Genomic DNA, 16034 nt, shown 5'->3' on the forward strand with positions numbered 1-16034 from the left:
GAAACTGCGAGCGGGGCACGCCGGAGTGGTCGGCGCCCTTCGCCCGTTGTCGAGCGGCGCTGTCTGTTGTTGCTGTCCCTCGCTGATGATGCTGCTCAGCCGGCGACGAAGTCCAACACGGATGCTGGCACGCAGCCATCGAAGGTGACGATCGATCAGTGCCAGTTCGTCGGGTTCACACCCTTGCACGACGGCCCGGAGAGCGTCTCACGCTCCGCGCGGTCCATGGCGTGGGACATCGACGATTCGAATCCTTCGATCATTGCGTGCGCGATTCAGCGTTGGACCACGGCCTGTGCCGCTAGGCATCATCGACGGAACAGCGAGCGTCTCGCGTGAAGCGGCCGGCCTCCTCGTGGACCGCCCGAGCCGAAGATGACGCGGACTTCTGCAGAAAGCACGGCACTCACAGCGGATGCACACCGTGACAGCCGCACCGGCTGACACGGCGGCCGTCGACCCTGGAGCCAATGATGCCCCCAACGACCCTGCCCTCGAGCGACGTCGACCTTTTCGCCACCACCACGCTTCTCGATCCGTATCCGGTGTATGCGCGCCTCCGGGATGCGGGACCGGTGGTCCGGCTCAGCCGGTTCGACGCGTGGGCGTTGCCGCGCTACGAGCAGGTCAGTGCCGCGTTGCGTGATCACGAGACGTTCAGCTCCGCGTCCGGAGTGGGCTTCGGGGCCGGGATGAACGAGCTGATGGCCGGCGGCGTGCTGGCCTCCGACCCGCCTCACCACACCACCCTGCGCGGCATCCTCTCCCGGATGCTGATGCCACGGGCGCTGCGGGACCTCGGTCCCTCGGTGACCACTGCGGCGGAGGAAATCGTCGACCGCTTGGCGGCCGGTGCGGAGTTCGACGCGGTGTCCGACCTCGCCGAGGCATTCACTCCGAGGTTCGTCGCCGATCTCATCGGTCTTCCCGAGGAAGGCCGCGACCAGCTCCTCGAGTTCGGCGCCTCCACCTTCGAGGGTCTGGGTCCCCTGGGGGAGCGGACACCTGCCGCGATGCGACAGCAGCAGGCTCTGCTGCAGTACGTCACCACCACCGCCGCCCGGGACCGGCTGACCGAGGGCGGTCTCGGAGCCCGCGTCTGGGAGGCGGTCGACTCGGGCGAGATCGACGAGGCCGCCGCGGTCACCCTCATGATGGCGTTCCTCGCCACGGGCATGGACACCACGATCCTCTCCCTGGCGGCCGCCGTCCGGCTGTTCGCCGAACACCCCGACCAGTGGGACGCGCTGCGGGCCGACCCTTCCCTGGTGCCCGCCGCCTACCTCGAGGTTCTGCGCATCGCGTCTCCGGTCACCGTTTTCAGCAGGGTGACCACGAGGGACTGGGAGTGCGACGGCGTCACCATCCCCGCGGGCGATCGCGTCGCCGTCATGTACGCCTCCGCCAACCGCGACGAACTCAAGTGGGCCGACCCGGAGCGCTTCGACATCACGCGGAAGCCCTCCGACCATCTGACGTTCGGCGTCGGCATCCACGCCTGTGTCGGCCAGAACCTGGCCAAGCTGGAGGCGCACGCCCTCCTCACAGCGCTGCTCGCGCGGGTGCGCCGGTTCGAGATCGGCAAGCCCGAGTTCATCGTGAACAACACCCTGCACGGACTGGGCAAGCTGCCCTGCCGCATCGTCACCTGAGCGAGCCGCGAGGACGAATCCCTCAGGCTGCTGGTCCCGTACGGCTCACGCCGCACTTCCTGCGGTCCGCACCTCCGGTCTGGACCGCCGCGACGAGCGTGGCGTCGGCCCGCCGTGCCGGGGAACGCGGGCTGAAGATGTGCGGTGGCTTCGCCGATGTCGAGAAGCTGGCGCCGGTGTTCGCTGCCTATCGGGAGGGTGCCCGCTCGGCGGGGCAGCCGACGGGGCCGGACCAGGTCGCCGTCCGCCGCAAGGTCGTGCTCGTGGAGGACGAGGCGGACCGGGACCGGGCCGCACAACTCGGCCGGGAGGCCGTCGACGAGCTTCACCGCTTCCGCGTCGATGTCATGAAGCTGCCCGACGCTCCGAGAACGCGGAGCTCATCCACGGCACTCCCCCACAGGTGGCCGACGAGATCATCCGCCAGTGCCGGGCCTCTGGCGTCGGCAACTTCCTGGCCGGCTTCCACATCTTCGAGCCGGAAGCGCTGCGCAGGACCCACGAGTTGTTCGGCCGCGAGGTCGTTCCCCGACTGCGTGAGGCAGAGATCGATCGACCCGGGTGATGAGTGAGTCCGACCTGCCGTCACGTCAGTTGTGACCGATGCGTCCGTGTCCGGCAATGCGGCGGCCTGCTCGAACCGCGCGCCCCCGCGTCCGGACAGGCAGTCGTAGAAGTCGCCACGAAAGCATGCCGGCAATACGAACGCCTGCCGCTCGTCCGGCCACGGCGTCCGGAGCGACCGTCGACGAGTTCGCCTCACATACGGGTGCCCGCTCTGGGCCCATCGATTAAGTCCTTTGACATAGCTATCTCTGTATACCTATATTGGAGGCATGCCTCAGCACAGCGCGTCCGCGCAGGACATCGATCACGTGTCCGCTGCGCTCACGGCATGCCTGCCCGCGCTGCACCGGGCGCTCGACCGGCAGGTCGGGCTGGACTTTCCGCACCCCAAGCCCCCCGAGGCCCAGCTCGCGCTGCTGCGCCATGTCGAGGCCCATGACGGGGTCACCGTGCGCGCGGCCGCCGAGGCGCTGCGCATGAAGCCGAACAACGTCAGCGCGCTGGTCAGCCAGATGACCGAGCAGGGACTGCTGGAACGCCGGCAGGACCCCGCCGACAAGCGCATCGCGCACCTGCACCTCACTCGCACCGCCCAGCAGCGGCTCACCGAGGTCGCAGACCTGATGGGGGCCCATCTCGGGCACGCGCTGCGCTCGCTCACCGACGGCGAACTGGAAGCCCTCGGCGCCGCGTTGGGCGCGCTCCGATCACTCACCGAGCAGCTGCACCGCCCCGCACGCTGAGTGGCGCGCCCCTAAGTCGTCGCTCCGGCATCCAGGACTTTCCGACGAAGACAGGCACTGTCGTATGCCCTCCATCACCACCACCGATCTGTCCACTCCTCCCTCAACCACCGACCGACCGCGCGGCCCGCGGGCCAAACCCTGGCTGACCCTGATCGCCGTCGCGTTCGGCCTGTTCATGGTCGGTCTCGACGGCTCGGTCGTCTCGATCGCCAATCCCGAGATCGGCCGGGACCTCAACGCCTCGACGGCCGATCTCCAGTGGGTGACCAACTCCTATCTGCTGGCCCTCGCCGCCGCGCTGATCCTCGGCGGCAAGCTCGGCGACCGGTTCGGCCGCCGCACCTTCTATCTGGTCGGCGTCGCGGGCTTCACCCTCGCGTCCGTCGCCATCGGGCTGGTCGGGTCCATCGAGGGCGTCATAGCCTTCCGGGCTGTGCAGGGCTTCTTCGGAGCCCTGCTGATGCCCAACACGCTGGGAATGCTGCGGGCCGTGTTCCCGCCGCGGAAGTTCGGCATGGCCGTCGGTATCTGGGCGATGGTCTCCTCGGTCTCCACCGCCCTCGGACCCATCGTCGGCGGACTGCTCGTCCAGCACGTGAACTGGGAGTCCGTCTTCTACATCAACGCCCCCATCGGAGTCCTCGCACTCGTCTTCAGCGCCGTCGTCCTGCCGCAGAGCAAGAACGCCGCCGCCGCCGACGAGAGCTTCGACGTCGTCGGCGTCGTCCTGCTTGCGCTGGGGCTGCTCGCCGTCGTGTTCGGCGTCGTCAAGGGCGAGACGTGGGGCTGGCTTTCGAGCGGCACGCTGGGCTCGATGGCGGCGAGTGTGGTGATCCTGCTGCTCTTCGGCCTCCACGAGACCCGGACCGCCGCGCCTTTGCTGCCCATGCGTCTGTTCCGCAACCCGGCACTGACCATCGGCACCGTCATCACCGCGCTCAACTTCTTCGTGCTGCTCGGTGTGATCTTCTTCGTCATGCTCTACCTCCAGAACGTACGCGGTTTCTCCCCCGTCGAGGCCGGTGTGCGCACCCTGCCGCTGAGCCTCACCTCGGTCGTGGCGTCCCCGCTGGGCGCGGCGCTCACAGCGCGGTTCGGGCCGCGTCTGACCATGCCGCTCGGCATGGCGCTCCAGGCCGTCGCCTGCTTCGCGATGCTGGGGTGGAGCGCGGAGTCGTCGTACACCGCCATGTGGCCGCCGTTCGTCGCGCTCGGTCTGGGTGTCGGCATGGTGATGGCGTCCTCGTCCGACGCCGTCGTCGGCAACGCGCCGGTGCAGGACGGCGGGGTGGCGGGCGGCCTCCAGTCGACCGCGCTCCAGATCGGTGGCGCGCTCGGTACCTCGGTGCTGGTGTCGCTCATCGGCAGCAGGGTCGGCTCGACCCTGACCGGCGAACTGACCGGGGCAGGAGTACCGGTCCAGGCTGCGCAGGGGCTGAGTGAGGCGAAGGACGCCGTGGCGATGGGAGTCGCGCCGGTCTCGGGTGAGATGCCGGCCCAGCTGAAGGCCGCCGTGGTCGAGGGAAGCCACCAGGCGTTCATGAACGGCGTGCATACGTCGGTGCTGGTCGCCGGTGTGCTGTGCGTCGTGGGCGCGGTGGTGGCGGCCGTGGGCGTGACCGGGCGGCAGCAGCCCTAGAAGGCACATGAAGATCTTGAGATCTCGGCCTCGCCGTATGAACGGCGGGGCCGGACTCGTTGCGTGGCGAATGCAGGGCTCCGGTTCGTCGGCGGTGACGAGGTAGGGCCGAGGGTGGCGGCCGCGTCCCTGCCTTGCACGGGCCCAGCCGACCTGCATCTCGCGGTACCGCAGGTCGTCGGCCTGCTCCGGCGTCAGGTCCCGCCCCTGCCGACCGATGACGGCGGTGACCTCCAGGTCGACATCGAGGACTTCGCTGCCCGACGGTACGCAGAGCGTGGCGGCTCCGGCGCGCAGGAGCACGTCGAGTCCATCGCCGGAGCGGATCAGCTCCGTGAGCGAGCGCGCGCCGGGAACTGGGCGGAGGGTGCCGTACAGCTCCAGGGTCCTGCGGTCCTCGACAGCATCGCAACACATCTGCACTTGACACAGCCACTTATCGGTAACAGTGTATCCATTATGAGTACCTGGTCTGAGCCGCAGCTCGATTCCCGGTTCGTCGTGGTGGACGGGCTGCGGATGCACTACAAACGCGCCGGGCACGGGCCGGCGCTCTTGCTGCTGCACGGCAGCGCGTCGTCGCTCCAGCACTTCGACCGTGCGGCGGACCTGCTGTCGGAGTCTTTCGACGTGATCCGCCCCGACCTGCCGGGGTTCGGCCTGACCGGCCCGCGTACGGACCGCGACTACCGCATCCCGGCCTACGCCGCGACGGTGGCGGGCTTCCTGGAGACGCTGGCCGTGCCGCGCTACGCGGTGGCCGGCAACTCCCTGGGCGGCAACATCGCCTGGAACCTCGCGCTGGACCACCCGGAGCGACTGACCGGCCTGGTGCTGGTCAATGCCACCGGCTACCCGGAGAAGGCGGTGCCGACGGGCATGCGCCTGGCCCGCAACCCGCTCCTGCGCCCCGTTTTGCGGCGCGTGATGCCGCGCGGCGCCATCGAGCGCAACCTGCGCTCGAACGTCGGCCCACGCTCCACGATCGTGGACGACGCCATGGTGGACCGGGCCCACCAGCTCATGAGCCGGTCCGGGAACCGCTCGGCCTTCGTCGACTTCTGCAACACCGACCAGCCCGACCGTTCGGCACTGATCCCCCGCATCGCGGCCCCCACGCTCGTGCTGCGCAGCGCCGGCATCGACGGCCAGCACTTCACCCGCGACATCCCGGGCGCCGAGGAGCTGGTGCATCCGCACGGCGGTCACCTGCTGCCGGAAGAGGAACCGCAGTGGGTCGCGGACGCGATCGCGCAGTTCCTCGGCTCCACCACCGACACCCCCACGCACTGAGGCCGAGGAGGCCCGTTCCATGAAGTACTTCGTCGCGTCAGGCGAGGACCTCCACCTCACCCCCGCGTCACGGCGAGCTCTGCGCGGCAGTTTCATCGAGCTGTCCGACGGCGTCACGCACTACGAACTGACCGGCCCCGAGGACGGGGATGTGGTCGTGATGGCAGGCGGACTGACCATCCCGCTGTTCTACTGGGACGGTCTCGTCACCGAGCTGCACGCCCGCGGCCTGCGGACGCTGACCTGCAGCGCGTACGGCCGCGGCTACTCGGACCGGGTGCGGGCGCGCTACGACGAGGGTCTGTTCGCGCGGCAGCTGTCCGAGCTGACGGACCGGCTCGGACTGACGGGGCGGCCTCTGCACCTCGTCGGTACCTCCATGGGCGCGTTGGTCGCCATGACCTACGCCGCCCGGCACCGATCGTCGGTGGCCACCCTCACCATCGTCGGCCCCGCCGGTCTCGCGAAACCGCAACCGACCTCGCCTCACCGGCTGCTGCGCAGCGATCTGCTCGCCGGCCTCGTCGCCCGGCGACGCGGACGTCAGATACTCCAGGGGCACCTCGGGCACAACGTCCGCGACCCCGAGCTCGGTGCGCGGCTGACCGGGATGGTCCTCGACTCGTTCCGCTTCGAGGGTTCGCTGTACGCGGTCTTCGACACGCTGCAGCACCTGCCCGTCTCCGGCCGTGACGACCTCTTCCGCCAGACCGGGACGCTGGGCATCCCGACACTGCTCCTGTGGGGCGACGAGGACGACGTCACGCCACTGGCCCACTTCGACACGGCACGCGCCTTGCTGAAGCCCCGGCACCATCACGTGATCCCGGAATGCGGGCACATGGCCCCGTTCGAACGGCCCCACAACGTCGCCGACCAGATCGCCCCGTTCGTGACCGCACAGAGCGAGAGGCTCGACTCGTGAACAACCCGCGGGTCATCGACGTTCTGGTCATCGGCGCCGGACCTTCGGGTACCGCCCTGGCGATCGACCTCGTACGCCGGGGACTGGACGTACGGATCGTCGACAGGGCTCCCCATGCTTTCGACGGCTCCCGCGCCAAGGGCGTACAGCCCCGCAGCCTCGAAGTCCTCGGAGACCTCGGCGCCCTCGACGACGTGCTGGCCGGCGGCAGCATCTACCCCAAGCTCGGGATCCATGCGGGACCCCTCGCCGTGCCGTGGAAGATGTTCCCCCACAAGGAGGCGACCCCGGACGTCCCCTATCCGAACACCTGGCTCATCCCTCAGTTCCGCACCGACCGCGCCCTGCACGCCCGGCTCGGCGAGCTCGGCGGCGTGATCGAGTTCGGCAGGGAACTGACCGAGCTGACACAGGACGAGGACACGGTCGTCGCCAAGGTGACGGGCACAGACGGCACCGAGGAGATCGCCGCCCGCTATCTCGTGGGCGCCGACGGCGGCTCCAGCGCGGTGCGCAGGCAGCTCGGCGTCGGTTTCGTCGGGACGACGGACGACAGCGACCGGATGCTCATCGTCGATGCCTCGGTGACCGGTCTGACCCGTGACCGGTGGCACATGTGGCCCGGACGGAGCGGCAAGTTCGTCGGCGCCTGCCCACTCCCCGGCAGCGACATGTTCCAGTGGATGATCCGGCTGACGCCGGACGAGGAACCGCCTTCCACGAAGAACGGCATCCTCAACCGGATCCACGACCACACCCACAACCGGCGCATCCAACTCCACGAGATCCACTGGAAGTCGGTGTTCCGGCCCAACATCCGCCTGGCGGAGAGCTATCGCCGAGAACGTGTCTTCCTCGCCGGTGACGCCGCACACGTCCACACCCCGGCCGGCGCCCAGGGCCTCAACACCGGCATACAGGACGGCTACAACCTCGGCTGGAAACTCGGCCAGGTCCTCGCCGGAGCGGACCCGAAGCTGCTGGACACCTACGAAGCCGAACGGCAGCCGATCGCCGCCGGCGTCCTGGGCCTGTCCACCGAGAAGTGGGGCGGCATCGCCAAGCTCGACCCGTCGAGCATGAAACGAGGCAAGGACGAGCAGCAACTCACCCTGACCTACTACGGCGGCCCGCTCGCCCCCGCCGACGGCATGCGCACCGGGACACTGCGCGTGGGTGACCGCGCCCCGGACGCCGAGCTGCTCGACGCCGACGGCGTTCCTGCCCGGCTGTTCGACGCCTTCCGCGGGCCCGACTTCACCGCCATCGCCTACGGCCACGGTGCCGCCCGGGACCTCGAACAGCTCCCCTGGCCGACCGCGGGCGCCCGGCTGAAGCGGCTCACCGTCGGACCGGCCGCCGCCCACGGCCTCACCTTCTCCGACCCGAAGAACACACTGCGGCGTGCCTACGGCCTGACCGGCGACACGCTGCTGCTGATCCGTCCCGACGGCTACATCGGGCACATCGCCACCCGGGACTTCCTCAGCACCACACAGACCGCCGTCCGGGCGATGACCCCGCAGGCAAGGAGCCGCACCATGCCCCAGCGCAGCCACCCCTCCCCCGGTTCGGGGGCCACCGCATGAGCCCCGTACTGCTGCGCGGAGCGCGCGTCATCACGATGACGCCGGGCCGGCCAGACGCCGAGCCCCTCGACATCCTCGTCGACGGCGACCGCATCGCAGCCCTGGCCGAGAACATCGAGGCGCCCGACGCCGATGCCGTCGACCTCTCCGGCCGTATCGTCATCCCCGGCCTGGTCAACGCCCACCTGCACACCTGGCAGACCGCGCTGCGCTCCGTGGGCGCCGACTGGACGCTGATGCAGTACCTCACCCATCTGCACGGCGAGTGCGTCGGGCACTACACCCCGGCCGACATGCACATCAGCAATCTCGCCGGCGCACTGAGCCAGATCAACTGCGGAACGACGACCCTCGGCGACTGGTGTCACAACGTCCTGTCGCCCGAGCACGCCGACGCGGCCGTCGAAGGACTGGTCCAGGCCGGGATCCGCGCCGTCTTCCTGCACGGCACGCCCTACCGTTCCCCTGAAGCCCCCCATCCGCTCGCCGAGATCGACCGGCTGCTCGACGGGCCCGTGCGCGACCACGCCCTCCTCACCCTGGGCATGGCGGTCCAGGGGCCGCAGTACTCCTCCGTCGAGACCGCGGTGGCCGACTTCCGGGCCGGCGCGGAGCGTGGTCTCGTCGTCTCGACGCACCAGAGCGGCGGTGAACCCTCACCCGGCTGGGAGGCCCTGCGCGCCGCCGGGCTGTTCAGCCCCCTGACCAACATCGTGCACGGCATCGACCTGCCCGACGACTGGATCAAGACGCTCGTCGATGCCGGCGTCACCTTCACCACCACCCCCGAGAACGAACTGGGCCAGGGACACGGCACGCCCGTCACCGGCTCCCTGCTGCGTTCGGGGGCGGCGCCCTCCCTGGGTACGGACATCGACACCGCCGTACCCGGCAGCCTCCTGACGGCCGCCCGGATCGCCCTGGCCCACCAGCGCAGCCTGGACCACGCCCAGCACCGGCAGACGACCGGCACGCACGCCGACACCCCTTCGGTCACCGCCAAGCAGGCGCTGGCCTGGGCCACCGCCGAAGGGGCGAAGGCGCTGGGCCTGGCCGACCAGGTGGGCCGGATCGAGGTGGGCATGCAGGCCGACCTGGTCGCCGTCGACGCCCGGGCGCTCAACCTGTGGCCGGCGCACGACCCTGTCGCCACGGTCCTGCACGCCGACATCGCGAACATCGAGGCCGTGATGGTCGCCGGCACCTGGCGCAAACGCGATCACGCCCTGCTCACGTCCGGCCTCGACGAGGTCAAGGACCGGCTCTACGCATCCGGAGAACGACTGCTGCACACCATCCGGCCCGCGGGCTCCCCCACCTGACACCGCAACAGCCCCGAAGGCACGAACGCGCGCCGCGCGCGACACTCCCTCGTCGTCGGCGCGACGTCTCCCCGCCCATGCGAATGCTCGGCAGTCGACTCGGCACCACCGGGGCGGCACTCTACTGGCACGTCAGGAGCAGAACGATCCACTCCTGCCGCCGCTGACATCGTCCGGGGCCGTATACCGCTCCCCGGTCTCGACGACCTTCCGTGGCGAAGGAGCAATCCGTTCGCAGAACTTGCCAGGGTGATCGCGCCGCTCTGTCAGGCCTCGTCGCGCAGATGGGCAAGCCCGCTGAGAAGAAGCTCGAGACCGAAGGAGAACTCGTCCTCGATCGGAACGGGCAACACCCCGGCCACGGTGACGGTGGCCGGGAACAGGTCCGGATCAACGCTCTGGAAGACGGCCGCCGGCTGGGCGTCGTCGGGCTGTCCTGCGCCGCCATGCCCGTTGGCCTGCACGGCGAACCCGAGGACATAGCGGGCCAGGGTCGCGAACGCGTACGCGGCGACTCGCGGCGGGAAGCCACAGTCGAGCAACACCGCGACGCAGCGCTCCCGCAGTGCCATGGCGTTGGGCCCAAGGGGAATCTGCTCGACCAGCAGGCGCGCCGCGTTCCGGTGCCGGGCCAAGGCGTCGAACATGGTGTGGGCGACCGTCCGCAGCGCCCGCTCCCAGCCCAGAGCGGTGAGTTCGTCGCCGTTCAGCTCCACGCTGCCGAACATGCGGTCCACGACATGGGCGACCAGCGCCGCCCGGTTGTCGAAGTGCCGGTACAGCGTCGCCGTGCCCGAGCCCAGACGCTGGGCCAGCGTCCGCATCGAGAGAGCGTCCGAGCCCTCCTCGTCCACGATCTGCAGTGCTGTAGCGACGATGCGCTCCAACGGCACCGGCGGCCGCCCCGGAGAACGCCGAGCCGCTGCCGCGTCCGCTCGCGCGGGCACAGGGTCCACCACGGAACGTCCCACCTCCTCGGCCAGCACCATAACAGTAACGCCGTAGCCGATATAGAGGTCGCCGATCGGACGAGACGCCTGATCATTTTCCCGGCACGCGGCCGAGGAAAGGCACTGCACGGCCACCACCGGCGGCGCTTCGGCGAACCTCCCCGGCACGCCACGGCCGAATTCCCGCCTGCACAGACCTTGACACCTTCTCGCCGAGCGGCAAAGAATTCCCGCTGCAAACACCGGAATGAAACGATTCAAAACCGTGGCGTCGCCGCATCCCCTCTTCCCCGGTCTCCGCGCCCCCCAACCCCCGCATCACCGCACATCGACAGTAGGAGCCCGCATGTCCTCTGTAACGCGCCGGTCCGTCCTGTGCTCCGCCATAGCCGTGGCGCTCACACCCACCCTCGGCTCGGTGCTTGTGCCGGGTCTGGCTCCCGTGGCGTCGGCCGCCGTCTCCTGGACCGCGAAGTGGATCTGGGCTCCATCCAGCTCGACGAACCAGTGGGTGGCGTTCCGCAGATCGTTCACCCTGGGTTCCGCACCGTCCAAGGCGGTGACGCAGATCGCGGCGGACTCCAAGTACTGGCTGTGGGTCAACGGCACGCTCGTCGTCTTCGACGGGCAGCTCAAGCGCGGCCCCGACCGCACCGGCACCTACTACGACGAGATCGACCTCGCCCCGTACCTCACGAGCGGTCGCAACACGGTGGCGCTGCTGGTGTGGTACTTCGGCAAGCAGGGCTTCTCACACAGCAGCAGCGGCAAGGGCGGTCTGCTCTTCCAGTCCGACATCACCACGGGTTCCACCACCACCCGGCTCGTCAGCGACACCAGTTGGAAGCACATCGTCCACCCGGGCTACTCCAACAACACCGGCGGCACCCAGGTCAACTTCCGTCTGCCCGAGTCGAACGTCTACTACGACGCCCGCAACGCCACCGCCATGGCCGCCTGGGAGTCGGCCGGTTTCGACGACAGCGGGTGGAACGCCCCCACCGACCTCGGAGCCGCTGGAGCCGCGCCCTGGAACAATCTCGTCCGCCGGCCGGTACCTCAGTTCCGGTACTCGGGCCTGAAGTCCTACGGCAACGCGTCGTCGCTGCCGTCCACGGGACAGGGCGCCACCGCCATCACGGCCACCTTGCCGTCGAACCTCCAGGTCACGCCCTATCTGAAGGTGGATGCTCCGGCCGGTGCGGTGATCGGCATGCAGACCGACCACTACGCCGACGGCGATGGCCTGACCGGCCTCACACCCGGGGCGGAGAACAACGTCCGCGCCACCTACGTCTGCGTGGGCGGGGTCCAGGAGTTCGAGGCGCTGGCCTGGATGAGCGGCACGGCGGTGAAGTACACGATCCCCACGGGCGTCACCGTCCTGGACCTGAAGTACCGGGAGTCCGGCTACGACACCGACTTCGCCGGCTCCTTCAGCAGCAACGAAGCCTTCTTCGACACCCTCTGGGGCAAGGCGGCGCGCACGATGTACGTCAACATGCGCGACAACTACATGGACTGCCCCACCCGCGAGCGCGCCCAGTGGTGGGGCGACGTGGTCAACCAGCTCAAAGAAGGCTTCTACACCTTCGACACCCGCTCCCACGCCCTCGGCGCCAAGGCCATCGCCCAGCTGACCGCCTGGCAGAAGCCCGGCGGAGTGCTGTACTCCCCCATCCCCTCCACCATCTGGACCGCTGAACTGCCCGTCCAGATGCTCGCCTCGGTGTGGGCCTTCGGCACGTACCACCTGTACACCGGCGATTCCGACGCCGTCTCCGGCACCTACCCGGCGGTGAAGGCCTACCTGAACCTGTGGAGCCTGGACTCGGCCGGGCTGGTCAGCCACCGCGCCGGGGACTGGGACTGGGAGGACTGGGGCAGCAACATCGACGCCCGCGTCCTGGACAACTGCTGGTACTACCTGGCCCTCGGCACGGCCATCACCCTCGCCGGCCTCAGCGGCAACAGCGGCGACGTCGCCTCCTGGCAGGCCAAGCGCGACAGCATCAAGGCCAACTTCGACCGTGTTCTGTGGAACACCTCCAGGAACGAGTACCGCTCACCCGGCTACAACGGCGACACCGATGACCGCGCCAACGGCCTCGCCGTCGTCGCCGGCCTCGCGCCCGCCTCCCGCCACCGGGCGATCACCGAGGTGCTGCGCACCCACCTCAACGCCAGCCCCTACATGGAGTTCTACGTCCTGGAAGCGCTTTACCTCATGGGAGCGGCCACCGTCGCCGAGGAGCGGATGCGTAACCGCTACGCCGCCCAGGTCGCCGACCCCGCCTGCTACACCCTGTGGGAGATATGGGACAAGTCGGGCGGCACCGACAACCATGCCTGGAACGGCGGCCCCCTGTACACCCTGTCCGCCTACGCCGCCGGGGTCCGTCCCACCAAGCCCGGCTGGGAGACGTACGACGTCGTCCCGCAGACCGGCACCCTCACGAAAATCAACACGGTCACGCCGACCGTCAAGGGCGACATCCGCTTCGGCATCACGCGTGACGGCGACCAGGTCACCCTGACCCTGACCTCCCCGGGTGCGACGAGCGCGCGGGTGGGTGTCCCGACGTACCGCGGCTCATCGCCGGTCATCAAGGCCAACGGAACCACCGTCTTCACGGGCGGCGCCGCCACCGGCAGCGTCCCCGGCCTCAGCTATGCGAGCAAGGACTCCTCGTACGTCCACTTCACCCTCCAGCCGGGCAGCTGGACGTTCACGGTCACGGGCGCCGGCCGCCTCGACAACCTCGCCCTCCGCCGGCCCGTCACCAGCAACAGCAGCCTGGAGAACGGCGACTGGGGCAAGAACCGGCTCACCGACGGCAAGCTCACCAGCGTGACCGGAGCCAAGGGCTACACCAGCATCGACTTCCCCTCCGCCGACGTCAGCGCGAACCCCGTCTGGGTGGAGATCGACCTCGGCACCGACACCGACCTCGACGCCGTACGGCTCTTCCCCCGCACCGACACCCCGGCGGCCGGCGGCGGCACGGCCGGCTTCCCCGTCGACTTCACGATCCAGACCCGCCCCGACGGATCCAGTACCTACACCACCGTCCGCACGATCACCGCCGAACCCAACCCGGGCGGGCTGGTGCAAACGTACGGCTTCAAGACCACGACCGCCCGCTACGTGCGCCTGCAGGCCACCAAGCTCGGTACCCCTCCCGTCGACGAGACCACCAAGTACCGCCTCCAGCTCGCCGAACTCACCGTCCCCACCGCCGCGACCGCCGTCACTGCCAACTACACGCTGGAGAACGGCGACTGGGGTAAGACACGCGTCCTCGACGGCAAGCTCACCAGCGTGACCGGCGCCAAGGGCTTCACCAGCATCGACTTCCCCTCCGCCGACGTCAGCGCCACCCCGCTGTGGATCGAGGTCGACCTCGGCGCCGACCGGGCCATCGGTTCCGTCACCCTGCACCCCCGCACGGACGCCGGCGCAGCGGGCGGCGGCACAGCGGGCTTCCCCGTCGACTTCACGATCCAGACCCGCCCCAGCGGGACGAACAGCTACGCCACCGCCCGCACCGTCACCGCCGAACCCAACCCCAACGGAGCCGCTCAGACGTACACCCTCACGTCCGCCACCGGCCGCTATCTACGCCTGAAGGTCTCCAAGCTCGGCAAGCCCGCCTCGGACGAGACCAACAGGTACCGCCTCCAGCTCGCCGAGATCCGCATCAAGTAGCGGGTCATACCGGGACGGGCGGCGGTGCAGGGCGTTCACCGCGACCTGCACCGCCGCACCCCCGGAGAAAGCGACGACGCGGCCCGGCGGCATTCTCGCCCCCAGCGAGTCGCCCGGCACAGCCGTCCCGGCGAAGCTGGGGCCGGAGCAGACCGGGCGGATTCCAGGAAGCGTCGCAACACGTGATCATTCCGGTGCTGCGACGAGCTCAGTGACCATCGGGTGACGCGGTCATGGACGCGAGGACCTCACGCGCCACCCGGAAGCTGTCCAGCGCGGCGGGTACTCCACAGTAGACAGCTACTTGCAGGAGTACCTCCTTGATCTGCTCGGGCGACAGTCCGTTGTTGACGGCGCCGCGGACGTGCGTTGCCAGTTCGTGCGGGCGGTTCAGCGCCGCGAGCATGGCCAGATTGATCATGCTCCGCTGTGCTGGCTCGAGGCCCGGGCGGTTCCAGATGTCGCCCCAGCAGTACTGGGTGACGAGCTCCTGCATGTCCCTGGAGAAGCTGTCGGCTGAGGCCAGGGAGGCGTCAACATAGGCATCGCCCAGCACCTTGCGGCGGGTGGCGAGGCCCTGGTCGAAAAGATCTTGATTCAGCACCGAATTCTCCTTACTTGGAGGAACGCTTAAAATCGTCGATTCCACTTGGGTGGAACGCGTTCGGTCGGCGACACCGCCGCTCAATCGCGACCGAAGACCCGAAGCAGGTGGTCCGTTATGTGAACGGCGACCTCGAGGGGCCGTTCCAGTGCGCTCAAATGGGCCGTGTCGAGGTATTCCACGGTTCCATCTGCTACTGACTTGGCTATCAGTTCCAATGCTTCGGCAGGCGAGGCGACATCCCGGGTGCCGGCCAGAGCGAGAACAGGGCAACGGAAGCCGGGCAGGTGATCCACTACGTCGAATCGCCCCAACGCTTCCCATGTTTGAGCCCAGCGCTCCGGTGTGATCTGCGCGAGAGCATGCCGGATGTAGCCGTTCACCTCGTTGTCTGCCGCAGGATCCGATACCCACCTGGCGAGCGTGTCGTCGACTTGGCTGGCGACTCCATTGACTTTGCCTCGCGTGGCACGGTCGTACATGGCGGCCCGCGGGAACTGGGAGGACGTTCCCAATAGCGCCAGGGATGCGATGCGGTCGGGTGAGGCCAGCGCGGCCGCCTGCCCCACTGCGCCACCCAGGGACAGTCCAACAACATGGACCGGCCTGGTGGTCAGGTTCAGGCAGATCGCGAGGAGGTCGTGAGCCAGTTGGTCGATTGAGACGATCGATTCTGCTGCGGCCGCGCCGTGACCACGAAGGTCATAGGCGGCCAGAGTGAATGGTTTTCCGGTGACGGAAAGCCGGCCAGCGATCTCGTACATCGTCCGATACCAGGCGTGTCGATCAAGGAGGGCGGAGTGAACGAACAGGACCGTCGACGATTCACCGGCAGGCCCGGAGGTGAGTTGACTGAGCAAAGTCTCGTGGTCACCGGCCAGTACGGCATTGCTGTGGGGAAAACGCGGCCAGGGCGTAGTCATGGGGCGAGGGTATGTCGATCACAATTATCTAGTCAACCAGTTGACGACTTCGCCCGTGATTCTTTGGTCGGCCGAGAGCGGCCGAGCACGCGCACGCGTTCTCGCGGGTTCTACT

Annotated in this window: 12 protein-coding genes and 2 pseudogenes; 10 read left to right on the top strand and 4 right to left on the bottom strand. The window is 68.9% G+C overall.

Going from position 1 to position 16034, the window contains the following annotated elements; translation table 11 throughout:
• The first annotated feature begins 473 nt into the window (after positions 1-473).
• The 5 genes and pseudogenes from ADK65_RS25975 (at position 474) to ADK65_RS25985 (ending at position 4604) form a co-directional block, all read left to right on the top strand.
• Complete coding sequence (locus ADK65_RS25975; protein WP_234352959.1) at positions 474-1652, top strand: cytochrome P450; 1179 nt, start codon at positions 474-476, stop codon at positions 1650-1652.
• A 17-nt stretch (positions 1653-1669) separates the two neighbouring features.
• Positions 1670-1969, top strand: a pseudogene (locus ADK65_RS39990) (LLM class flavin-dependent oxidoreductase); the annotation flags it as partial.
• A gap of 86 nt (positions 1970-2055) precedes the next feature.
• Positions 2056-2217, top strand: coding sequence for a hypothetical protein (locus ADK65_RS39370; RefSeq protein ID WP_234352960.1), 162 nt, complete (start codon positions 2056-2058; stop codon positions 2215-2217).
• A gap of 271 nt (positions 2218-2488) precedes the next feature.
• Positions 2489-2962 (top strand): MarR family winged helix-turn-helix transcriptional regulator, encoded by a 474-nt coding sequence (locus ADK65_RS25980; protein WP_053673176.1) that lies wholly within the window; start codon positions 2489-2491, stop codon positions 2960-2962.
• 64 nt (positions 2963-3026) lie between these two features.
• Complete coding sequence (locus ADK65_RS25985) at positions 3027-4604, top strand: MFS transporter (protein WP_053673178.1); 1578 nt, start codon at positions 3027-3029, stop codon at positions 4602-4604.
• A 75-nt stretch (positions 4605-4679) separates the two neighbouring features.
• On the opposite strand, the pseudogene ADK65_RS39375 reads toward ADK65_RS25985, so the two are convergent.
• Positions 4680-5021, bottom strand: a pseudogene (locus tag ADK65_RS39375) (hypothetical protein); the annotation flags it as partial.
• Positions 5022-5063: 42 nt separating this feature from the next.
• Here ADK65_RS39375 and ADK65_RS25990 point away from each other — a divergent pair.
• The 4 genes from ADK65_RS25990 to ADK65_RS26005 are packed head-to-tail and all read left to right on the top strand — an operon-like array spanning position 5064 to position 9733.
• Entirely contained in the window at positions 5064-5897 is an 834-nt protein-coding gene (locus tag ADK65_RS25990; RefSeq protein WP_053673213.1) for an alpha/beta fold hydrolase, read from the top strand.
• Between the two features lie 19 nt (positions 5898-5916).
• Positions 5917-6822 (top strand): alpha/beta fold hydrolase, encoded by a 906-nt coding sequence (locus ADK65_RS25995; RefSeq protein ID WP_053673180.1) that lies wholly within the window; start codon positions 5917-5919, stop codon positions 6820-6822.
• Positions 6819-8411, top strand: coding sequence for an FAD-dependent oxidoreductase (locus ADK65_RS26000; protein WP_053673182.1), 1593 nt, complete (start codon positions 6819-6821; stop codon positions 8409-8411). The genes ADK65_RS25995 and ADK65_RS26000 overlap by 4 nt, the downstream gene beginning before the upstream one ends.
• Entirely contained in the window at positions 8408-9733 is a 1326-nt protein-coding gene (locus ADK65_RS26005; RefSeq protein ID WP_053673184.1) for an amidohydrolase family protein, read from the top strand. Before ADK65_RS26000 ends, ADK65_RS26005 begins: the two co-directional genes overlap by 4 nt.
• A 266-nt stretch (positions 9734-9999) precedes the next feature.
• Here ADK65_RS26005 and ADK65_RS26010 read toward each other — a convergent pair whose 3' ends face one another.
• On the bottom strand, positions 10000-10626 hold the full coding sequence (locus tag ADK65_RS26010; protein ID WP_053673215.1) for a TetR/AcrR family transcriptional regulator: 627 nt from the start codon (positions 10624-10626) through the stop codon (positions 10000-10002).
• Between the two features lie 403 nt (positions 10627-11029).
• Here ADK65_RS26010 and ADK65_RS26015 point away from each other — a divergent pair, with 403 nt between their 5' ends.
• Entirely contained in the window at positions 11030-14392 is a 3363-nt protein-coding gene (locus ADK65_RS26015; RefSeq protein ID WP_234352961.1) for a discoidin domain-containing protein, read from the top strand.
• Between the two features lie 208 nt (positions 14393-14600).
• Here ADK65_RS26015 and pcaC read toward each other — a convergent pair whose 3' ends face one another.
• Positions 14601-14996, bottom strand: coding sequence for a 4-carboxymuconolactone decarboxylase (gene pcaC, locus ADK65_RS26020; protein ID WP_234352962.1), 396 nt, complete (start codon positions 14994-14996; stop codon positions 14601-14603).
• 80 nt (positions 14997-15076) lie between these two features.
• Positions 15077-15919 carry an alpha/beta fold hydrolase gene (locus ADK65_RS26025; protein ID WP_078956143.1) on the bottom strand — a complete coding sequence of 281 codons (843 nt, stop codon included), beginning with the start codon at positions 15917-15919 and terminating at the stop codon, positions 15077-15079.
• Between the last annotated feature and the right edge of the window lie 115 nt (positions 15920-16034).

This window comes from Streptomyces sp. NRRL B-1140 (genome assembly GCF_001280065.1).
GTDB lineage: Bacteria > Actinomycetota > Actinomycetes > Streptomycetales > Streptomycetaceae > Streptomyces.